General features: G+C 70.0%; 17 protein-coding genes and 2 pseudogenes. 7 read left to right on the top strand and 12 right to left on the bottom strand.

Annotated features, from left to right (window positions below; translation table 11 throughout):
* Positions 1 to 7: 7 nt before the first annotated feature.
* A pseudogene (locus tag ACQEU6_RS02825) lies at positions 8 to 115 on the bottom strand (RNA polymerase subunit sigma-70); the annotation flags it as partial.
* A gap of 170 nt (positions 116 to 285) precedes the next feature.
* On the opposite strand from ACQEU6_RS02825, the gene ACQEU6_RS02820 reads away from it, so the two are divergent.
* Positions 286 to 720, top strand: a complete 435-nt coding sequence (locus ACQEU6_RS02820; protein ID WP_499328999.1) for a YdeI/OmpD-associated family protein — start codon at positions 286 to 288, stop codon at positions 718 to 720.
* A 101-nt stretch (positions 721 to 821) separates the two neighbouring features.
* Here the strand turns inward: ACQEU6_RS02820 and ACQEU6_RS02815 are convergent, their stop codons facing one another.
* Together ACQEU6_RS02815 and ACQEU6_RS02810 are read right to left on the bottom strand one after the other, a co-directional pair.
* The gene (locus tag ACQEU6_RS02815) at positions 822 to 1,382 is read right to left on the bottom strand and encodes an SMI1/KNR4 family protein (RefSeq protein WP_499328998.1); all 561 of its coding nucleotides are present in this window, start codon (positions 1,380 to 1,382) and stop codon (positions 822 to 824) included.
* Positions 1,383 to 1,510: 128 nt separating this feature from the next.
* On the bottom strand, positions 1,511 to 3,052 hold the full coding sequence (locus ACQEU6_RS02810) for a serine/threonine-protein kinase (RefSeq protein ID WP_499328997.1): 1,542 nt from the start codon (positions 3,050 to 3,052) through the stop codon (positions 1,511 to 1,513).
* Between the two features lie 446 nt (positions 3,053 to 3,498).
* On the opposite strand from ACQEU6_RS02810, the gene ACQEU6_RS02805 reads away from it, so the two are divergent.
* Positions 3,499 to 4,041: an AAA family ATPase gene (locus tag ACQEU6_RS02805; RefSeq protein WP_499328996.1), complete on the top strand. Its 543-nt coding sequence runs from the start codon at positions 3,499 to 3,501 to the stop codon at positions 4,039 to 4,041.
* Positions 4,042 to 4,150: 109 nt separating this feature from the next.
* On the opposite strand, the gene ACQEU6_RS02800 is transcribed toward ACQEU6_RS02805, so the two are convergent.
* Entirely contained in the window at positions 4,151 to 4,312 is a 162-nt protein-coding gene (locus ACQEU6_RS02800) for a hypothetical protein (RefSeq protein ID WP_499328995.1), read from the bottom strand.
* A 104-nt stretch (positions 4,313 to 4,416) separates the two neighbouring features.
* On the opposite strand from ACQEU6_RS02800, the gene ACQEU6_RS02795 reads away from it, so the two are divergent.
* Positions 4,417 to 5,010 carry a TetR/AcrR family transcriptional regulator gene (locus ACQEU6_RS02795; RefSeq protein WP_499328994.1) on the top strand — a complete coding sequence of 198 codons (594 nt, stop codon included), beginning with the start codon at positions 4,417 to 4,419 and terminating at the stop codon, positions 5,008 to 5,010.
* Between the two features lie 48 nt (positions 5,011 to 5,058).
* On the opposite strand, the gene ACQEU6_RS02790 is transcribed toward ACQEU6_RS02795, so the two are convergent.
* Positions 5,059 to 5,586 carry a GNAT family N-acetyltransferase gene (locus ACQEU6_RS02790; protein ID WP_499328993.1) on the bottom strand — a complete coding sequence of 176 codons (528 nt, stop codon included), beginning with the start codon at positions 5,584 to 5,586 and terminating at the stop codon, positions 5,059 to 5,061.
* Between the two features lie 212 nt (positions 5,587 to 5,798).
* Here ACQEU6_RS02790 and ACQEU6_RS02785 point away from each other — a divergent pair, with 212 nt between their 5' ends.
* The gene (locus ACQEU6_RS02785; RefSeq protein WP_499328992.1) at positions 5,799 to 6,623 is read left to right on the top strand and encodes an SCO6745 family protein; all 825 of its coding nucleotides are present in this window, start codon (positions 5,799 to 5,801) and stop codon (positions 6,621 to 6,623) included.
* Positions 6,624 to 7,298: 675 nt separating this feature from the next.
* Entirely contained in the window at positions 7,299 to 8,843 is a 1,545-nt protein-coding gene (locus ACQEU6_RS02780) for a hypothetical protein (RefSeq protein ID WP_499328991.1), read from the top strand.
* Between the two features lie 13 nt (positions 8,844 to 8,856).
* Here the strand turns inward: ACQEU6_RS02780 and ACQEU6_RS02775 are convergent.
* Positions 8,857 to 9,626, bottom strand: a pseudogene (locus ACQEU6_RS02775) (transposase family protein).
* A 117-nt stretch (positions 9,627 to 9,743) separates the two neighbouring features.
* Here ACQEU6_RS02775 and ACQEU6_RS02770 point away from each other — a divergent pair.
* Together ACQEU6_RS02770 and ACQEU6_RS02765 are read left to right on the top strand one after the other, a co-directional pair.
* A complete protein-coding gene (locus ACQEU6_RS02770; RefSeq protein ID WP_499328990.1) occupies positions 9,744 to 10,970 on the top strand; it encodes a tetratricopeptide repeat protein in 1,227 nt (408 codons plus the stop codon).
* 576 nt (positions 10,971 to 11,546) lie between these two features.
* A complete protein-coding gene (locus ACQEU6_RS02765; protein WP_499328989.1) occupies positions 11,547 to 12,548 on the top strand; it encodes a helix-turn-helix domain-containing protein in 1,002 nt (333 codons plus the stop codon).
* 17 nt (positions 12,549 to 12,565) lie between these two features.
* Here the strand turns inward: ACQEU6_RS02765 and ACQEU6_RS02760 are convergent, their stop codons facing one another.
* The 6 genes from ACQEU6_RS02760 to ACQEU6_RS02735 all read right to left on the bottom strand — a co-directional run bounded on the left by ACQEU6_RS02760 (position 12,566) and on the right by ACQEU6_RS02735 (position 20,857).
* Positions 12,566 to 13,090 (bottom strand): hypothetical protein, encoded by a 525-nt coding sequence (locus ACQEU6_RS02760; RefSeq protein WP_499328988.1) that lies wholly within the window; start codon positions 13,088 to 13,090, stop codon positions 12,566 to 12,568.
* 284 nt (positions 13,091 to 13,374) lie between these two features.
* Complete coding sequence (locus ACQEU6_RS02755) at positions 13,375 to 15,840, bottom strand: SpoIIE family protein phosphatase (RefSeq protein ID WP_499328987.1); 2,466 nt, start codon at positions 15,838 to 15,840, stop codon at positions 13,375 to 13,377.
* 185 nt (positions 15,841 to 16,025) lie between these two features.
* On the bottom strand, positions 16,026 to 16,868 hold the full coding sequence (locus ACQEU6_RS02750) for a hypothetical protein (RefSeq protein ID WP_499328986.1): 843 nt from the start codon (positions 16,866 to 16,868) through the stop codon (positions 16,026 to 16,028).
* Entirely contained in the window at positions 16,853 to 19,165 is a 2,313-nt protein-coding gene (locus ACQEU6_RS02745) for a hypothetical protein (RefSeq protein WP_499328985.1), read from the bottom strand. Before ACQEU6_RS02745 ends, ACQEU6_RS02750 begins: the two co-directional genes overlap by 16 nt.
* 983 nt (positions 19,166 to 20,148) lie before the next feature.
* Positions 20,149 to 20,493, bottom strand: coding sequence for a histidine kinase dimerization/phospho-acceptor domain-containing protein (locus ACQEU6_RS02740; RefSeq protein WP_499328984.1), 345 nt, complete (start codon positions 20,491 to 20,493; stop codon positions 20,149 to 20,151).
* Between the two features lie 160 nt (positions 20,494 to 20,653).
* Positions 20,654 to 20,857, bottom strand: coding sequence for an alpha/beta fold hydrolase (locus ACQEU6_RS02735; protein WP_499328983.1), 204 nt, complete (start codon positions 20,855 to 20,857; stop codon positions 20,654 to 20,656).
* Positions 20,858 to 20,894: the final 37 nt, after the last annotated feature.

Raw genomic sequence — 20,894 nt, 5'->3', positions numbered from 1 at the left:
GTCGAGGGACGAACGCCAGCCGCTCGGCCGGAGCCAGCGCGTCCAGCACCACCAGCAGCGCGACGCCCACCGAATCGGCGAGGAGCGCCTCGTCCTCGGGGTCGGTCTGGCCGGCCGAGCGGATGTCGGGGTGCGGCGCGGCCGGTTCGGACGGCACCTACCCTGGAACCACCGGGAGAGAACCGTGTCACTGCAGGTCAGCACCACCATCTCCGGAGTCGGGGACCGGGCCCGCGCCGAGAAGCTCCCTGAGGGCGCGGGTTGCAAGATCGATTGGAGTACGTCGTGAAGTTTCGCGCCCTCGTCGAGCCGCCCGAGCCCATGCGGGGGTTGGAGGTTCCGGCCGAGGTGGTGGAGGCGCTCGGCGGGGGTGCGCGGCCGCCGGTCACGATCACCGTCAACGGGCATTCCTGGAAGAGCCGTGTCACGATCATGCGCGGCCGTCACCTGCTCGGCCTCAGCAACGCCAACCGGCGGGCCGCGGGTGTCGCGATCGGCGAGGAGGTCGAGGTGGAGCTGGAGCTCGACACCGAGCCGCGCGTCGTCGTCGAACCCGCGGACTTCACCCGGGCGTTGGACGACGACCCGGTCGCCCGCGCCGCCTACGACAGGCTCACGGACAGCCGCAAGCGCGAGCACGTGCGCGCCATCGAGAGCGCGAAGAAGCCCGAGACACGTCGGCGGCGCATCGAGAAGGCCATCGCCGCGCTGCGGGGCTGACACCCGAACGAAGCGACTCCGCCGGGGCGGCAATCGCCGCGCCGGGCTCCACCCCTGCCCAACATCTGGTGGTCGGTGCCTGCGGACAGCCGCGGGGAGAGCTACAGATCGAACCAGGGTCTGTGGGCGGCCCAGTGCTTGACCCATCCGGCGAATCCGGGGTGCGCGGTGGTGAAGCCGAACTCGGCGCCGAAGGGCTGGGCGCCTACGTCGGTGAGGTTCCAGATGTGCCCGCGGTGGGGCCCGGTCACGACGAGGTGCCAGTACATGGCGCAGCCGTCCGTACCCAAGACGATCGAGCCGTGGTCGAAGACCGGTTCCAGGGCGGCATCGAACTCCTCCTGCGATCGCAGATCGTCATCGTCCTCCCACAGCCACGCCTCAGTCAGCGGGAAGGGCCGGGACAGCAGACGTTCGGGGCGGTCGGCTCCCCCATCGGCAGGCAGGTCGGCCAGCGGCACGAGGCCGTAGTCAGGCGGCCCCGACCTGGATCCGTCGCAGATCTCCGCCACGAACGTCCGGTACGGCTCGGGCAGCACGATCTCGTGCTCGGCCTCGAAGGCGCGCACCGCCTCCCAGCCCAGAGGCGGTTCGCACGAGTCGATGTCGAAGGCCGCGCGGAGCGCCTCCAGGTCGGCGGGGTGAGCACGATCAACATCCATGCCGCGCATTGGTATCACCATGCGCTGACACTCGTCCCCCGCCGCCCGTCTCTGCCCGCCCGGCTGCCGTCCTTGACCTTGCCGCGTCGGTCAGGACGGCTGGACCCGGCCGAAGAGGGGCGGCGGGATCAGTCGGCGGCCACGGGGAGCAGGGCGTAGAGGGTCAGGCCCTGGTAGTCCTCTCCGCCGGACACCTCGAAGTTGCCTTGGAAGGTGAACTCGCCGTGCACGAAATTGAGCCCGTTCCAGGGGTGCTCGTCATTGCCGATGTTCACGTGGTAGGCGGTGCAACGTCCGACTTCGGGCTTCCCGTTCTCGGGCAACCCGTCCTCGCAGGCGGACCAGACCTGGAAGACGACGTTGTCGTGTTCGGCGCCGCTCACGTCGATGGCGGCGCCCTTCCCGTCGGTGATCTTGAGGTCCGTGTCGAGGCCGACCTTGAGCCGCACCTTGCGGCCGACGTGGTTCTTCAGGAACGAGCCGAAGCCGGAGCGGCCCTCGCTCAGATCGGAGACCGACCCCTCGAACGACGGCCGAGGGGCGGCGGTCACCGTCGCGCCGGCGACCGGGCGGCCGGTGGGCGTCCGGTCGCCGCTGCCGCCGTCCCCGCCGTCGAGGTAGCGGAAGGCGACCGCCGATCCCAGGACCAGGGCGGTGGCCGCGACACCGGCGATGACGCCTGCGCGGCGCAGCGTTCCCGTCCTGCCGTGGCCCTCCGGTACCAGTCCCTGCCGCACCGCTGTCGCCACGTCCGCTGGGACTGGCTGCGCTGCCAGCGCGGTGATGTGCCGGTAAGCGGAGTCACTGGCGAACCCATCCCGCAGGCCGCGTGGGGCGGCGGGGCGGTCGCCGGTATCGGCCTCGGATGGTCGCGCAGGTGCCCCGCACGCCGCGGCCAGTTCCTGTGCGGTGGGCCGGTCTGCGGGCTCCTTGGCCATCGCTGCCGCCAGCGGTGCCGCCAGCTCGGCGGGCAGCCCGGCCAGGTCGGGTTCGTCGTTGATGGTGCGCAGCAGCACCGCCTCGACCGGACCTGCCCCGAACGGCGGACGGCCAGTGGCGGCGTAGGCGATCGTCACCCCGAGCGAGAACACATCGGCTGGCGGCCCGAACGCCTGCTCGCGCAGCACCTCGGGCGCGACATAGCCGGGGGTGCCGTTCCAGCCCCCGGTGCGGGTGATCTGCGTCTGGTCCTCGCCCCGCGCGATCCCGAAGTCGATCAGTCTGGGGGCGTCGGGGGCCAGCACCACATTGGAGGGTTTGACGTCGCGGTGCTCCACCCCCTGGGCGTGCACCTCGGCCAGACCCGTGGCCAGCGCGGCCAGCAGCCGCACACAGGTTCCGGCGGGCGGCGGGCCGTACCGCTGCACGGCCTGGCGCAGCGTCGGGCCGGGCACATACTCGGTGGCCAGCCAGAACGGCTCCTCGATCAGGCCGGAGGCGACCATCGCCGCCGCGTACGGGCTGCGCACCCGCGCCACGGTCTGCGCCTCCCGCCGGAACCGCGCCAGCACCTGCGGATCGTCCAACCCCTCGCGCACGACCTTCAACGCGATGTGCCGGCCCCCTCCGGCCAGCGCCAGGTAGACCAGCCCCATCCCGCCCTCGCCCAACCTGCCCAGCAGCGGATAGCCGCCGATCGCGGCCGGATCAGCCGGCCGCAGCGGCTGCACGGCGCACCCCCGAGAACAACATGATCACGACGCGCATGATCGCAGTCACGTCGGTCTCACGTCATCTCCGTTCTTTCGAACCGGCCGTCGAAAGGCGCGTCGAGGACCGGAACACCTGGTCGCCATGGCACGGGGCGTCTGACGCGGAGGAAGCCCGATCCCGCATTGATCATTAGTAGGGTGGTCCTTCGGCGGCGGGGCGGTGTGGCCGCCGCGGGACGGGGCGCAAGACGCCGCACGTCCGCCAGAAGAGCATCGCAGCGGAGGCGACCACGAAGACGAGCGCTGGCTGTTCACGGCTCATTTCCGCACAGGATCCGCCCCCAGGCCGGCCGGGTTGCCCGGCGATGACGGCCTGCCCAACGGACTGCCCGTCGGCTCTCGACACGAAGCCCTCGGCCGCGCAGGAGCCTTCATCTCCCACCCGTCTCGCGCCGGTCATCCGGGTGCCGGCAGGACTCGTCGTCCTCGTCGGCGCACCAGCCTCGGGCAAGACCAGCTTCGTCCGGGCGCTGATCCGGCGCCGGCAGATCGATGCGCAAGCCGTGGTGTCCAGCGACGAGATCCGCGCGGAACTCTTCGGCGGTTCACCCGCGGAAGCGGGATCCGACGCGGCGGACGCAGCGATCTTCGCGGAACGTGACCGCAGGATCGTCGCCCGGCTCGCCACGGGCCGCACCGCGGTCGCCGAGTCGACGAACGTCACGCCGCGGGCACGCTTGCGGCTCATCGCCGTGGCCACGCGTTTCAACGTCCCGGTGACCATGCTGCGATTCGATCCGGACGTCACCGAGCTCCTCCAGCAGTACACCGAGCGAGGCCGCGCAGATCTCACCACCGCGCAGGTACGCGCCTACGCCGCCGTCATGGCCCGGGATGCCGGGGCTGACCAGCTCCGCTCCGAAGGCGCGACCACCGTCCACGATGTTCCCGGACGTCGCCAAGCGTGCACGCCCGTCCAAGCCGCCGCACTCTTCTCCTTCGCCTGACACGGGGTTTCACGCCCTCGGCGTCATCGGGCATGGCGGCGCAGGGCGCAGTAGGTCCGCAGGATCGCGGGGACCAGGGCGTACACGACCGTGGGGACGACCACGCCGGTCACCACGAGCGTTCGAAGCGGCAGTGAAAGCGGGGCCAGCAGGGCCCCAACAGCATCTGCGTGGTCATGATCACGAGGTAGACGGCCAGCCAGGTGAACACGGCGCGCAGGTGGACCGAGGGCGCCGCGACCGCGGGGGACGGAGGACGGACGGAAGGCATGGCGTCTCCTGATCGCTCGATGGAACCAACTCGCGAGTTGGAGTTTGTCACAGAGGGGCGGGAAGTTCCAACTCGCTAGTTGGAATCTGCTGTACGCTCGGGTCATGGCCTGGGACACCGCGAAGACCAAGCGGCTCATCCTGGACGCCGCGGTCAGCGAGTTCGCCGCCCACGGGCCCGAAGCGGCCCGCATGGACCGAATCGCCGCCACGGCCGGGGTGAACAAGGAACGGATCTACTCCTACTTCGGCAACAAACGGCAGATGTTCGCGATCGTGCTGACCACGGAACTGGAACGCCTGGCCAGGGCCGTGCCGCTGGACGAGAAGGCGGCCGGCGACCTGGGCGAGTACGCCGGGCAGGTCTTCGACTACCACCGCGCGCATCCGCACTTCGTCCGGCTGCTGCACTGGGAGGGCCTGCACAGCGCCGAAGGCGAGCCGGTCGTGGCCGAGGCGGAGCGGACCGCGCACTACGCCGAGAAGATCGCCGCGCTGGCCAGAACTCAGGAATCGGGGCGCCTGGACACCCGGCTCGCGCCGCGGGAACTGCTGTACTCCGTCATCGTCCTGGCCGGCTGGTGGTTCGCCACCCCGCAGCTCCGGCGGATGCTGATGCCCGACCTCGACAACGACCCCGACGGCCAGCGCGCCGCGCTCGTCCGCCTCGTCCGCCATCTCAGCGGCGACGTGAAATGACACCCACCGGCCCCACCGGGCGGTGGCCAGCAGTTGCGCGCTTGGTTGTCACCGGGCAGCGGTGTGCAGGTCCCGGGTGTACCAGTCGAAGCGTGCGCCGTCCTTGCCATGCGTCGACTTGCTGGGGGTGAACCCTGCCCGCCGCGCGACTGCGGCAGATGCGGGATTCCCCGGCTCCACCTGGATCACCGCTTCCGCCCCGCCCTCACGCGCCGCGTACTGGGACGCCAACAGGACCGCGCGGGTGGCCAGACCACGCCCTCGCCAGAGCGGATAGAGGCCGTAGGCGACATTCACCTGGCCGGGCGCCAGACCTTCTCCTGAGAACCGCAAGTCGATCGTGCCCGCCAGCACCTCGTCAACGCCCGTTCGGATGCCGAACGCGCGCAGTGGCCCGGAGGTGTTCCACTGCTCCCGGCAGTGCCGGAAGTACGCTTTGACGCCCTCCCGCGTGCCGGGACCGCCGTTGAGCCAACGAACGAGTTGCTCGTCCTCCCCCGCAAAGTGCGCCTCCGCATCGTCCAAGCGCAGGGGGGACAGAGTGACAATCCCGTCGGACGGCTCCACCTCATGCATCCGGTGATTCTCGACGCCAGAGGCGCGCCGCACCATCCGGTTCTGCTTGAACGGGACGCTCTGCCCGAGGGACGGAACGCGGCCGAGGCTGTGTGACACCCCGACTTTGCTCGGCGGATCGGCCGAAGTTGTCGGATCCGGGCCGCGCTGTTCGTGGCCGAGTTGAGAAGCCGCCCACGAGGGCGGTTGTGACGACCACAGGAGACCGACCGATGTCGCACACACAGGCCAAGGTTCACCGGATGTTCGAGCTCGTCGAACCGATCGCCACCGTCACCTTCTCCGAGGTCCCGAACGAGGCGTTCCTGGCCCTCGGCATGCGCGACTACTGGGACGGATACTTCGCCGGCCGAGCCGCACCACTGGGGCTGGCACCGGCCGGTGTGGTGCACGCGGTCTTCTACAACTTCGCCGACGGCGAAGTGGCGCGGCACATCCCGTGGGTCTGGGGGAAGACCACCCCGCAGGAGGCGATCGCCGTGCGCGAGCGGAGCAGCGCCGCCGCGCTGCGGCAGATGATCGGGCAACTCGCCGACTCCCCTGTCCTGGCGCGGGTCGCCGACCTCGCCACCCGGGCAGCGGTCAGCGCGCCGACCGAGGGCCGGGCGTTGTACGCCGCCCTCCGGGCGCTCGACGTTCCCGAGGAGCCGGTGGCGAGGCTCTGGCATGCGGCGACTCTGCTGCGCGAGCACCGCGGGGACGGCCACAACGCCGCCCTCGTCGCCCACGGCATCGGCGGCACCGAAGCCCACGTCCTCATGGCCCTCTCCCTCGGCATGAGGCCGGAGGAGTTCGGGCGGATCCACCACCTGCCCAAGGCGCGGCTGGCCGCCGTCGTCGACGGCCTGCGCGGACGCGGCCTCGTGAACGCCACCGGCGGGCTCACCCACGCCGGTCGGGAGACCAAGGAGCGGATCGAGACGCTCACCGACGAACTGGCGGCACCGCCGTACAGCGTGCTCAGCACGGACGAACTCGACGAACTGGCCTCGGGACTCGACCCGATCGCCGCCGCGGTACGGAACCACGACGACTGAGCGGGCAGATAGAGCCATTGAATCTCCGTGCGCTCAATGGCTGCTAATAGTCGGCGGTTCCAACAACGCTTTATTGGCATTCATGGACGGCGTCCGGCCCGGTGGCGATTTCCGAAGTCCGCTGCACGGATGTCCGCGGGTCCCTGCACACGGGGTCCAGCGGGTGGCTTCGGTGAGAGCCGGGCCGATCAACCTGCCCCAAGGCGGTGTCGGGCGCGCCCCGCCCGGCCGGTGGCCCGATTGCGTCATGACCGGTGTCGGCCCGTGGTGGGTGTGTCTTGGTGGCCGGCCCCACGGGCCGCTCCAGTCAACATGCGCCCGTGCAGCCTCGCCCGACTCTGGGGTGAAACACCAACGTGAGCACGCTGGGTGACTTGACGGATGATTCGGATGAGTGGACCGGGACGGGCGGAAGCAGCCCGGTGCCGCGCTGCGCTTGCTTGCCTGCATCGCTTCGGGCGGGAAATGGCGTCGTGGTAGCCGGATCACTCCGGCGCTGAGGGGCTGACCGCTCCCGCCCGGAAATGCACGTGGTTTTGGGGCTTGTTTTTTCGGTCCGTTGTTGTGGCGCCCTTGGACGCGGGTTGCCCTCTCGGAAAGGCGGGGGGACAGTGCCGTGGAACCTGGTTCGACGGAAACCGGGGGCACAGCAAAGGGGCGCTCTTCGTGGGTTTCATGCGGATCAAGAACACCGGGTACAACTCGGCGCTGGTGCTGCCGACCGGGGCATGGAAAGCGATGTTCGTGCGCGGCGATCAGATGGCGCAGACCAGCGCGGCGGGCCTGGACCACAACGGGCCGATCGGCGCCACGAGCATTCACAGCGGGAAGCTGAACGGCATTCCCGAGCCGTACAAGAGTGCATGTGAGGGCGCGCTGATACTGCCGATGACCGGCGGCTCCTGGCAGATGCTGCTGTTCAAGGGCGACCGGGTGTGCTGGTACCACTGGGACACCAAGGTCCGCAGTGAGGGGCCGGTCACCGAGCTGCGGCACGCCGACGGACTGCCGGCCTGGGGCACGATGCTGCCCCTCGGCTACCGCGAGGGCGTGGACGCGCTGCTGATGGACTCCACGGCCGAGTCGCCGAACTGGACGACCTATGTCTTCAAGAACGACCGGGTCGCCACCATCGACTGGCGAAACGGCTGCACCCGGGAGTGCCGGATCTACGAGGGCGCGCGGCCCACCGCGGGCTGGGCGAAGCTGCCGGCCGAGTGGCTGCGGGACTACGACCACGTACTGCCGCTGCCGGACGTGTCCGGAGCCAAGCGCAGCCTGCTGATCAAGGGCGGCAACGGGTGCGTGTTCAACTGGAACACCGGCCCGGAGAAGACCGGCGCGCTCACCACGCTGATGCCCGAGGTGGCCGCGCTGCCCGCGCCCTACACCACGCAGTACAAGCCGATCGTGGGCCGCTGGGCCGCTTCGGCCGCACCCAACCCGGTCACCGTGCGTGTCGATCTGGACGGCCTGGGCGCGACGCGGCAGTTCAGCGGCGACATCGACCAGATCAGCGGCACGACGCGGAGCCCCCTGTACTCCTTCCGCGTCAGCGCCCCGGACATCGCCGCCTCGGCCACCGAGGTGACCGCCACCGGCAGGGTGCGGTGGAGGCCGGACTGGGTCGGCTGCACCGCCAAGATCACAGTTCCGCGGGTGGCGCAGTCCTCCTCCGCCCCCGCCCTGCGGGTGGAGTTTCGCTTCGACGACGGCAACGTTCCCGTCTTCGACCTGCCCTACGAGTCGGCGCACCTGCGCAGCATCGATGTGGAGATCGACGCGATGGCCAACCGGGCGGCGCTGGCCTCCTACGACACGGCCACCGATGCGGTGGCGGGCCCGCCCGACTACGTCGACCGGCAGCTGACCATCGCCTCCGCCTTCGCCGAGGCGGGCATCGAGTTGCGCTCCGCGGGAACGGTCAACGAGGTCGGCACCGCCGACTCCGGCGCCGACCTGAAATGGTCGGACTCCGAACTGCACACCGCGATGCTCCACAACTTCTCCGGCCACGCCGAGACCGAGCAGTGGAAGCTGTGGGCGTTCGTAGCCAGCCGGCACGTCAACGACAACACGGGCGTCATGTTCGACGTCAACGAGGGCAAGCAGCGGCAGGGCATGGCCGTCTTCTACGACCAGATCAGCGGTCAGCCCGGCTACTTCATCCTGGGCCTGTACGTCCATGAGCTCGGCCACTGCCTCAACCTGCAGCACTGAGCCCATTCCATCTTCAGTTGGCCTGGTGGTGGAGGGTGAGGATGGCCTGGACGATGGCGGTCAGTCTGCTGGGTGAACAGCGGGCCTTGCGCAGGATGTGCCAGTTCTTGAGCGTGGCAGCGCCCCGCTCGCCCTGGCACGGACTTGGGCGTGATGCCGGTTGAACAGCTTCTTGGGTTTGCCCAGTGTGCGGCGCTTGCGCCGTTTGTACGGCGTGCCGATCGCGCCGCCGGCGCCGACGTATCCCTTGTCGGCGTAGCAGGCGATCGCTCGCGCGGTCAGGCCGGCGACGATGCCGTGGTGACGGGCGGCGGTCAGATCATGGGTCGATCCCGGCAGCGCCGGGGACGCCCAGATCAGTTCGCCGTGCGGATCGGTGAGGAACTGGACGTTCACTCCGTGCCGCCGGTGCTTGCCCGAGTAGAACAGCCGATCGTTCTCGCCCGACAGGCGGTCGGTGGCGATGAGGGTGCCGTCCAGGATGACGTAGGCCTTGCGCTGTGCGATCCGGAGGGCTTCGCGCAGGTCGGGTGCCTGTTCGGCGAGCAGTTCCACGACCTCGGTCACATACCGGTGTGCGGTGGCGGCCCCGACGCCGAACGCGGCGGCCAGGCGGGCGAAGGGTTCGTTGCGGCGTAGATGCACCAGCACCAGCAGCGCTTGGCGGTCCGGGCCCAGCACTCGCCACCGCGTTCCGATCTGGCGGCGGCGCTCGCGCACCAGCCGGGCCACGAACGTAAGGGTCTGGCGCGACAGATCGAGCGCGGCACGGTAGAAAAGCACATGAAGCTCCTGCGCGGACAAGGTTGATCTTGGTCGACAACCTCATCTAGCAGGAGCTTCACTCTTTGCGGGCGCCTATCTGCCGTCCGCAACCAGCCCGTGACCTGCAGGCTCAGGTTGGAATTGCCTCACTCGTGGCAGAAGAACGACTCCGGGGCCCCGCTCGGCTCCCGGGGCGGCCGTGGCGACCTGTCATGGATGCAGTACTGGAACATGTACACCGCCGAGGACGGCAGTAGCGGCTGGGACGTCTTCTGGAGCCGGTTCCCGTTCACCTTCACCGCCAACGAGCTCGCCCACCTGCGCCACGCCTTCCGCTACGACATCATCCCCGGCGGGGCCAACTGGGCAGCGCAGGGCAGCGCCGCCTACAACACCCAGGACCCGGCGCTGGCCGCGATGGACGACCCGATCTCCGACGATTCCGGCCTGGCCCTCACCCTGTCGGCGCGGCCGTTCGCCTATGGCGAGCCGGTCACCGTCGAGATCAAACTCGCCCGCGACGGCCGTGATGTCACCGTGCACCGCGGCCTGTCGCCCAAGAGCGAGTACCTCACCATCGCCATCACCGCCCCCTCCGGCGTCACCCGGCCGTTCCGGCCGCTGGCCCGCCAGTGCAACGGGCACGGCGACGACACCCTGACCACGCTGACCGCCGAGGTGCCCGCCCTGTACGAGTCGGCCTACCTGGGTGCAGGCGCCGACGGCCAGTACTTCACCGACCCCGGGCTCTACACCGTCCGCGCCCTCTACACCGCACCCGACGGCTCCCGCGTGGTCTCACCCGACCTGACCATCCGGATCCGGCTGCCGCGCACCGGCGACGACCAGGACGCCGGTGAACTGCTCATGAGCGACCAGGCCGGCACCCTGATGGCCCTGCTGGGCTCGGACTCACCCGCCCTGCAAGCGGGCAACGACGCCCTGGCCGAACTGTCGGACCGCTTCCCCGACCACCCCCTGGCCGTCTACTCCCACCTCGCCCAGGGCGCCAACGCCGGCCGCCACTACCAGCACGTCCGCGACGGCCGGCTCCACATCCGGCAACCCGACACCAAAGACGCCGTCACCCAGCTGACCGCCGCCGTCGACGCCTCCACCGGCTCGGGCGGCCTCAACGACATCACCCTCAACGCCGCCATGCGCCGCCTGGCCACCGTCCACGCCAAGGCCGGCGACCGCACCGCCGCCGACGCCACCCTCGACCGCATGGTCGACCACTTCCGCGCCCGGCACCTCCCCACGCACATCCTGACCACCATCCAGGACCAGGCCGACGCCACCCGTCGGCAGATCATTCCCGGCGACCAGAACCGCCCCCGCAAGGGCCGCAAGCGCACCTGATCCCACCACCCAGGCCACACCGTGCGCCCACCGCCAACAGGCGGTGGGCGCACGCGCCCCGGACCCGGCCGGTCGACCACCGAGAGGTGCGAGGTTGAAGGATGCGCGGGCGCGGCCACCGCCTTCGAGGAGTACGACGATTCCCGAAACAGCGCGCGTTGGTGCGGGGTGGCGACAACGCCATGCAGCATCGCGAACTCGCGGGCCGGCTGGGAAACCGGCAGCGCCACGGTCGGCCGCGCTCAGGATCGAGACGACGGCGACGCCGCCGATCGGTGCCGTGTTCCGCCAGCAAGAACGCTGTGCACCAGCCCGCAGGCACGCACGGCGGTCCCGAGACGACCGCCCACCCTTGGGTGCACAGAGAATTGCCCTTCAAAGGGAGCACCTCGTGATCGGAGTTACACCGAAAACCGTGCAGTTCCGATTACGGATGCGGTCGCTTTCCGCCCGCCGCGGCTGCCGAGGAAACCGGACGAGGTCATGAGGTGGTCCAGGTGAGTACGGTGCTGGGTTGCGTTCGCAAGTTCGATCAGGTGATGCTGCTGGCACACGGCGGCAGAACTTTGGTGGGTCATGGACGTGGTCGGCTTCGACGCCATCCCGGTGAAAGAGCGGTTCGCCTTCTGGCGTGAGATGAGCTCGAAGATGTGGATGCCGCTGGACGCGCACTGCGAACCGCACCTGGAAGGCTCGTTCCGGGCCCATGCCGCTCTCGGCGGGCCCGGCTCCGTCCAGGCGACCTTGCTGACGGCGACGTCGCTGACCATCAAGCGCACACCCGCGCTGATCCGCCGGTCAGACCCCGAGAGCTTCTTCGTGACCTGCGCCGTTCGCGGTCACGCCATGGGGGGGCAAGCTGATCGGCAGGCGGTTCTGCGTCCCGGGGATCTGATGCTCCGGGACAGCTCGCGTCCCTACCTGACCAGGTTCGGGTCAAGGGAGCCCGCGGGCGGACGGCTGCTCTCGCTGCAGTTTCCGCGCTCGATGCTGCCGATGCCCGAGCGGGGTCTGCGGGAACTCAGCGCGGTCCGCATCCGGGGCGACCGGGGCATCGGCGCGCTGGCCTCCCAGTACCTGCTGGAGTTGGCCCGGCGGCTTGAGGAGTTCGGCGCGGCCGAGGCGGTGCGGGTGTCCGATCTGACCCTGGACGTCCTGACCGCGGCGCTGGCCGCCGAGCTGGACGCCCGCAGCGCGGTACCGCCGGACGGCCGGCGACGCGCGTTGCTCGCCCAGATCCACGCTTTCATCCGGGCGAACCTGGGCGATGCGCACCTGACCCCGGGCGCGATCGCCGCGGTCCACCACATCTCGGTGAGCTACCTGCACCAACTGTTCCGAGCCGAAGAACTCACCGTCGCCGGCTCGATCCGCGAACGCCGCCTGGAACGGTGCCGCCGCGACCTGAAGGACCCGCTGCTGGCCGCCACCCCGATCAGTGCCATCGCAGCCCGTTGGGGCTTCACCAGTCCGGCACACTTCAGCCAGGCCTTCCGTGCCGCCTACGGGCTCTCCCCTCGCCAGTTCCGCCAGAGGGCCGCGGAGAAGGGCCGAGGGCCGTCGGACTCCTCGGCCTGACGGCCCCGCTCGGCGAACTAGCAATACTTGAGGCCCGTATCCAGGGACCAGACGGGGTACCAGTTGGCGGATCTGAAATTCCGCGAGAGGTCGGGGGCGGAGGCGGGGGCCGGATAACACGCGATCATGTCTCCGATCACACCCCCGGTGAACGTCACCACGTCCACGCCGCCCGTCTGGTTGTTGATGATCCACTGGTAGTCGCTGTTGTAGTTGAAGTTGTGGACGCTGTAGAGCTTCTCCACGTACAGCTTGAAGACGTACCAGTAGTTTCTCGTGCTCGTCTGGTTCGAGAGCACGTACAGGCAGACGTTGGCCTTGGGGCATGAGGGCAGGTAGTCCCGCGACTCCTCGCCGCGCGGCCGGTCCATCCACCTCCAGGGCCCCGCGATGCCGTCGATCTTCGGCTCTCCTCCGGGGCCGATGTAGGGGTCGGCGGACGCGCTCGGCGCGACGGCGATCGTCGACAGCAGCATGGCCGATGCCGCGACGGTGACCGCGGCGAACCTTCTTTTCGACATTCGCGCCGTTCGCATGATCATGTGGCCCTCCTGGTTCGCGGTGAGCGCTCTTATCGCGCCGCTCTGGGATCAGCGAGTTCTTCCTTTGAAAGTCTGGATGAGGCGCCTCAGGACATCTATCCGGCGAGTGCACACCGCTTTAGGATCCGTGCAGTGTTCGGCGCCGGCCGTCCGGGCCGCGCACACCGGGCCGCGCCACTTCGGCGCGTGGCGGCTCGGCGGTCACGGCGCCAGGACGGCGGGCAGGGCTTTACTCAGGAGACGTGGGGTCCGAGTCGGTGAGGCCGGTGCGCTGCCTCGCGAGTTCATTCCAGGTCGTCGAATTGATCGAGAAGGTCAGGGAAGTCGGTTCCGGTCAGAGACTGCTCGGTCCAGATCGTCTTACCGTGCGGGGTGTGGCGGGTCCCCCATCGCTGGGTGAGCTGTGCGACGAGAAGGAGGCCCCGTCCACCTTCGTCGAGCAGGCGAGCACGGCGCAGATGGGGGGCGGTGCTGGCGCCGTCGGAGACCTCGCAGATGAGCGTCCGGTCCCGGATGATCCGTAGTTGGATCGGCCCCCTGGCGTAGCGGATGGCGTTGGTCACCAGTTCGCTGACGATGAGTTCGGTGACGTAGACGGCCTCGTCGAGGCCCCAGTGGGTGAGCTGTTCGGTGACCAGGTTGCGGGTTTCGGCGACGACAGCCGGGTCGGCCGGCAGGTCCCAGCTTGCGAGCCGGTCTGCGCTCAGGACGTTGGTGCGGGCGAGGAGAAGCGCGGCGTCGTCCACGGGGCGGTCCGGCAGGGCGGCCTCGAAAACGCTGTCGCAGGTCTCGGCCAAGGACGGTGATCGGTGGTCCAGCGCCCCGCGGAGGCGTTCGAGCCCGACATCGATGTCATGATCGCGGGACCCGACGAGGCCATCGGTGTAGAAGGCCAGGATGCTGCCCTCCGCCAGCTCGACCTCGGTGCTCTCGAAAGGCAGACCACCGACGCCGAGCGGCGGGCCGGCCGGCAGGTCGAGGAAGCCGACCGAGCCGTCGGGGGCGACGACCGCGGGGGGTGGGTGTCCGGCGCGCGCGACCGTGCATCGGCGGGAAACAGGGTCGTAGACGGCGTAGAGGCATGTGGCGCCTACTTCGCTCTCCACCTCGTCGTGATCGTCGAGGGCCATCTCCGTGGAGAAGCGGTCGACGAGATCGTCGAGACGGGTGAGGAGTTCGTCGGGAGAGGAGTCGATGTCGGCGAGGGTGCGCACGGCGGTCCGCAGTCGCCCCATGGTGGCGGCGGCGTGGATGCCGTGGCCCACGACGTCACCGACGACGAGGGCGACCCGCGCGCTGGACAGCGGGATGACGTCGAACCAGTCTCCGCTCACACCGACATTGGAACTACCCGGTAGGTAGCGAGAAGCAGCCTCCACCGCCGACTGCTCGCAGAGGCGGTGCGGAAGCAGACTGCGCTGGAGTGTCAGGGCGGTGGTGCGCTCGCGGGTGTAGCGTCTGGCGTTGTCGATGGAGACGGCCGCCCTGGCGGTGAGTTCCTCGGCCAGGAGAATGTCGTCCTGCTCGAAGGGCTCCGCGGACTCCCCCCGAACGAGGGCGGCGACGCCGAGCGTGACGCCGCGGGCGCGTATCGGCACCGAGAGAACCGAGCGCAGCCGGTACCTGTCGATGGCCTCCGCCCACGCGGGATAGCGTGCGGTCGCCGCAACGACTTCGGGGTCATCGACATCCATCAGAACCGCCCGACCGGCCGCCAGGCCGCGCGCCGGCGGCCACAGTTCGGGACGCAGGTCGAGGTGGTCCGGCTCGTCGGTGCCGTCGCCAAAGGCGGTCCGGTGTGCCACGTTGCGCAGCGCGAGCCCGTCGGTCAGCGGCCCTGGGCCGGGTTCGTCGCCGACGAGCACTGCTTCGAGCAGGTCGACGGATGCGAGGTCGGCGAAATCGGGAACCACCAGGTCGACCAGCTCCTGGGCGATCCTGGTCACGTCCAAGGTGGTGCCGATACGGGCGCTGGCCTCGTTCAGCATGGTCAGACGTTGCCGTGCGCGGTACTGCTCGGTGTTGTCGAGGACTCCCACCCACGCGGCCCGTGTCCGGCCCGCCCTGTCCTTGAGCGGGGATATGAAGACCGACCAGTTGCGTTCGCGGCTCTCGCCGGGGACCTGCCGATAGGTCTCTCTGTGCACGGGCTGCCCTGTGTCGAGCACATGGCGTATGTTCTGCTCCAGCGCTCTCCAGCGGCGCCCGGGCAGAAGGTCGCTCAAAAGGCGTCCGCGCAGTTCGGCTTGCGTGAGATTGATCCTTTTGCACATGAGGTCGTTGGCTCTCACGAGCCGCAGATCCCTGTCATGGATCGCCATGGCGAAGCGGGACTGGTCGAACGCCAGATCAAGGAGGTCCGCGTCGATCCGGCCCTGGGACTCGGCGGCAGAGGCATCGGAAGCGGTGAGGGACACCACAAGCCATTCGGTCCTGTCGCGGCCGTCGTGGCCGGGGTAGGCGAGCAGTTCCACTGCCACCCGTCCGCCGTCTTTGTGCCGCAGCGGAACCTCCCCGCTCCAGGGAACCGGACGGAGCGACTGCCGGCACAGGGCCCGCGGAGGTGAAGCCTCGGCCAGCAGGAGCGACGCCGGACGTCCCATCACCTCTTCGGCGATGTACCCCAGCAGCCGCTGGGCGCCGAGACTCCAGGCCGCCACCAGGCCTTGCGCGTCCACCACGGCGGTGGCCACCGCCGGACCCGGTTCCTCTATTCCGCCCGCAGGGCCGCTGCCGATGTGCGCGTCCATTATCTCGCGTCCAATTTTAGAGAAATCTTCCGCAGACTGCCGCAGCCCACCACCCTCTTAGCCGTCCCCAGGGAGAAATGAACCATAACGGACGCTGTAGTAAAATCAGGCTATCTTCATAGCAATCTCGTCTCCAGGACGATGAACCGGCCGAGCGCCGCGTACGGCGGAGGCCCCGCGGCCCATCACCTCACGGTGATCAGGGAGTACATGCCCTTGGCCGCGAGGCGGACGCCGTCGGTCAGGTCGATCACCCAGGTGATGAGTGCGTACCGGCCGCCGGCCAGCGGCAGCACCGGCAGCCCGTCGGACAGGCCGAGCAGCCCGGTCAGGTGGGCGGCCAGGACGCGGACCTGCGCCGGCTGCTCGGGCGCCGACAGCAGCGCGTCGACCAGGGCGGCGGCGAGCTGCGCCAGGCCCTCCGGCACGGCGATCGGGTCCAGGTCCAGCGGCGGCAGGGTCGAGGCGGGCCCGGGGCGGTACCGGACCCGGAACCGGGCCGCGGCGCCGCCGGGACCGGTCCCGGCCATCGACAGCGACGCGGTCAGCCGGGCGCCGTCGCCGGGCAGCCGCACGGCGGCGGACAGCTCGACCGGGTGGGCGGCCTCGCCGGTCACGACCGCGAGCGCGCCGTTGCGGACGGCCACCAGCGGCACGGTCGCGGTGACGCGTGGCGCGGTCGGGCCCGGCTGGGCGACGGCCCGCAGCTCCAGCAGGATCTGCGTGGCGGCGCCGATGCCGGTGCGGGTCACGCCGAGGTAGAGGCCGCCGATGCCGGTGGGCTCCACCAGCGGGTGCAGCCGGGTCTCCTCCTCCAGCGCCGCGTGCGGCAGCAGGAGATCGAGGGCCTCCAGCGCGGCGTCGCGCTGGTCGGGTTCGGCCAGCACCCGCGCGACGTGCTCGGCGGGCGAGGCGAAGAACGCGGTGTTGAGTGACAGGTCGTCGGAGGAGCCGTCGAACAGGCCGATGGCCCGGCCGAGGGCGCTGACCTCGGCCGTCATGGTGTCGGGGATCACGGCGCCGGCCACCCCGTGAAGCTGCCGGGAGTGGCGTTCAGGCCGGGATCCCTGGCCGGTCTGTCCCTGGTCGCCGGGATCACGGGTTTGTCGTGGAGGGCGACGATGTTGTGGTCCCGGGAGTCCTTGTTCCTCTTGTACACGCGCCGGGCGAGCACGAAGTTGATCGCCATCCGCATCAGGAAGTGGTCGTCGGCGTCGGTGCCGACCAGCGTGTACGGCTTGCGGGCGTAGGTGTTGCGGAACGCCGTGTCGAGGTCGGCGGCCACCAGCCCGGGGACGTTGATGTGCGCGTCGATCACGGCGGCTGCGAAGAACTGCGAGGAGACGAGCCGGCGGAACGGGTACTGCTTGCCGCCGGGGGCGTCGGTGGTCGGATACATGCCGTTCACCTGGTTCCAGAGGCGCTGGAACCGGAACACGGCGGTCTGGAGCTGCGCGGTGCACAGCTCCCGCGAGGTCTGGGAGGCCAGGCGGGAGATGCCGCCCCACAGCGGATCGAAGATCACCTGCTTGGCCGCGTTCTCCACGCCGCCGAACAGCGCCCAGCGGTGCGCGGTGCCCGACCTGATCGGCTGGGGCGTCTCGACCGGGCCGCCGGGGGCGCCGTACTTGAGCCACACCAGCTTGACCCGGCTCGGGACGCCGTCGTCGGCGGTCCCGGTGCCGGCGTCGCCCCAGTCGCCGGCCGGCCTCGATGCGTACGCGCTGCGCCAGGTCTCGGGGGTGTCGGGCCGGGACCGCGGGCGCAGGTAGGGGTTGGCCTCGTCGATCTTGTCGGGTGTCGGCTCGGTGGTGTCGGCGAGGCCCCACACCCGCAGCTGCATCCCGCGGATGCCGAAGAACAGGTCGAAGCGGTCCGGCGCCATCCGCATGAACTGGTACAGCACGACGGTCAGCTCGTCGTCGGCGGCGATCGTCCACTGCTGGATGCCGATCGACACGATGCCACCGTCGGCGAGCCGCAGGCCGTCCAGCTTCCCCTCGTTGGGAGCGATCTTCTTGACCAGGTCCCAGCACTGCAGCAGCGTGGAGCTGGGGGCCGGGCCGAGGAACGCGGGATCGTCGCCGACGAAGTCCACCAGGTCCATGCCGCCCAGCGCCGCCGGGCCGTAGTACTTCCCGGTGTTGTCGCGGACGCCGGCCGCCATGAGCCGGCCGTAGACCACGGTGAGGTAGACGTCCTTGCCGTTCGGGCTCTTGCGCAGCAGCTGGGCGGGCGCCAGGAACAGGTCCACCGGGGGCACCGACGGCCCACGCTCGGTCGGCGAGTACCAGGCGGCCGTCCCATTGGCGGCCAGGCCGAGCGCTCCGGCGAGCAGGGCGCGCGCGCTGGCCACCGCGGGCTTGTCGGCCGCCGGAACGCCGTCGCCCTTGCGGCGCAGCGCGTCCCAGAGCCGGCGGAACAGCGCGTTGCCGCCCATCGTCCAGCCGGTGACTGCGGCCTGGTGCTCGGAGAAGCCGGACAGGACGGCCAGCGTCACGGCCAGTTCGAGCTCGGGCCGGTCGCGGCGGAGCTGCCGCATCAGCTCGATCTGGTAGAAGATCCCCTCGAACGGGTTGACCAGCACCCCGGCACGGACCTCGGCACCGAGCGCGGCGACCTCCTCGGGCTTCGCGACCGGCCTGGTCAGCATGCCCAGCCGCGTCGCCACCCGGGCCTTGAGCTCCAGCGGGCGGTGGTCGGCCTCGGTCGTCGCCGGCAGCGGCTCGACGGGCAGCCGCACCGTCAGCTGGAGCCCCGCCTCCTCCTCGGGCCTGATCAGCCGGGCCCATTCGCGCATCTGCGCGCGTCCGACCTTCCAGGTCGGGGCCGCGGGCGGGACGATCTCCACCTCGATCGGCAGGATCACCCGGCGGCCGGCCTTCCACTCGGTCGGGCGGAGCGGGGGGATGTTCAGGCCGAGATAGACCGCCAGGGCCTTCTCCAGCTCGTTCTGGGTGAGCTTGAGGTCGGTTGCGTCCCTGGGCGCGTCCTTGGGGTCCAGTGCGCCCTTGTTGACGATCGGCTCGATCGCCGCCGCGAGCCCGCGCAGGTTGGCGCCCAGGCCGAGGAAGGCCGACAGCCGGCGGGGCCCGGCGGCCTCCGCCGCCGGGTCGCCGGTGGTCGCCGCCAGCGTGCCGTTGACGACCCCGGGCCACGCAACCTCGGCGAGCTTCCCGCCGTTGGGCTGGGTGAAGCTCCACAGCGTCACGTTGGACTCCACCTTGCTGGGCGGAGGCGGCGGCGCGGGCGGGGCCGGCGGCTTGGCCGCCACGGCCTTCTTCACTCTGCTCAGGGTCGGTTTCGCGGCGGCCGCGGCGGTCACGCCCCCTCCCGTGCGAAGGTGCGCACGGAGCAATTCCGGGCAGGCTGACGCAGAGCATGTCCGATCATGTGTTTCCCCCACATGGCTGACCGAAGGCCCTCGTGATCCCATCGGCGGGCCGAGCGGGTTGATCAAAACATAGCTTTCTGCTTTGTACAACCAGTCCTTAGATGTCCCGATTCAGGAAAATCCCGGGGCCAGCGGCAAGAGCAGCCGGAACCTGCACTGGTACATCTCTCTTCGGCCAGGTACGGCCAATCTTGTCCTGGCCCCCGCAATTTGGCCAGGACACTCGGGGTACCGGCCCCAGAACGTCTGGGACACCTGGTCCGGGACGCCCTGCCAGGCCCGTCCGCGGCGCGCCGCAGGGCGGCGGGACGGGTTTTGCTCTCCATCGTTCCCCGGGCATTCCCTCTCGGAGAATGCCCAGGGAAAAATCATTCTTCAGCGGCCGCTTATTCGGAGAGAAAGGGCTCTCGGGCCAGACCCCCGGCGATCGCGAGAATGTCCTGGAATTCACGCCAGTGCGTTATCACTCCGCCCCGGAAGCCCAGGACGGCGATGCAGGTGACCCGCCGCCCGCACGCCGATGTTCAGGACGATTCCGGTCAGCTCGTGTTCGACGACGATGACAGCCGGGCCGCCTGCGTCACCACCAGCCCGCACCGCTCCGCGGGCAAGGAAAGGGAGACCCCAAGGACTGCGTGCCGGTCCAGGCACGGACCAGCGGTGAGGGGCGGATCGGGCGCGATCTGCGACGAGGGCGTGCCGCTGTCCGATTCTGGGAGAGACAGGCCCGCGGCGCGGTGCGGGCCCGGCGTGGGCGACGGGCGTATCGGGCCACCGGTGTCCGCTGCACTCGACAGCTGTTCACGATAGGCAGGGCAAGCCGCATCTGTAACTCCACACGGCCGCCTCACGACCTGCTCAAGGCACCTGCCACTACGCTTAGCAACCGCTGTACGTCATAGCGTTATAGACGTTCACCCTGCAGCTCGTGCCGGGTGATCCCCAGGCGTCCGGTGGGGGGCAGCCAACTGGACCAGCCCGAGCAGAGCAAGCACCGCGTTCTCAAGGCGCTCAGCACCGCGCAACGCCCCTTTCAGCGCCGCATGAGGGTCAGCGGTCTCCCAGTGGGTCAGCGCCTCCTCCAACTCCAGCCGCAGCGCGGCAAGCGGCGTACGCAACTCGTGAGCGGCTTCGGCGAGTTGGCCCTGTCCCTCGCTCGACACCCGCCCCTGGCCGCCCGCACTGACCTGACCAACACGAGCCTCGCCGAGGCAGCAGGCCCTCGGATGCAGGGCCCTCGTCGACATGTTCGACATCATCAGTCCGCTCCACATAATCGTTGTGCCGTACCCCACCCACTCTCGCCTCCACCAGGGCCTGCGACACCGGGGGAAATACCCATCCGACCGCCGATCCGGTACGGGCGGCCAGTCCGTCAGGTACTCCGCGGGCGCTGGGACCCGCCGCAGCGCTCCTCGATCAGCGCTTGCGCGTCGGCACAGCAGTCGGCGGGGCGGCCGCCGGCTTGCCGCTGCGGCTGTGACCGCGCGGGTCCACCGCCAGGGTCCGCACCCGGCGGCCGCAGGCGTCGTCGAGCCGGTCGACGACCGCGTCCCACACGCGGAGGTTGGCCGTGGTGCCGTGAGGAAGGACGACGGCCGGGCCTCGTCCTCGATCGCGCACGCACAACTCCACCCCGCCGGTGCGCGCCCGGAACGTG

Source organism: Spirillospora sp. CA-108201 (assembly GCF_050936235.1).
Lineage (GTDB): Bacteria > Actinomycetota > Actinomycetes > Streptosporangiales > Streptosporangiaceae > Spirillospora.
The sequence above is the reverse complement of the archived record's forward strand: the minus strand, read 5'-3'. Positions and strand labels throughout refer to the sequence as shown.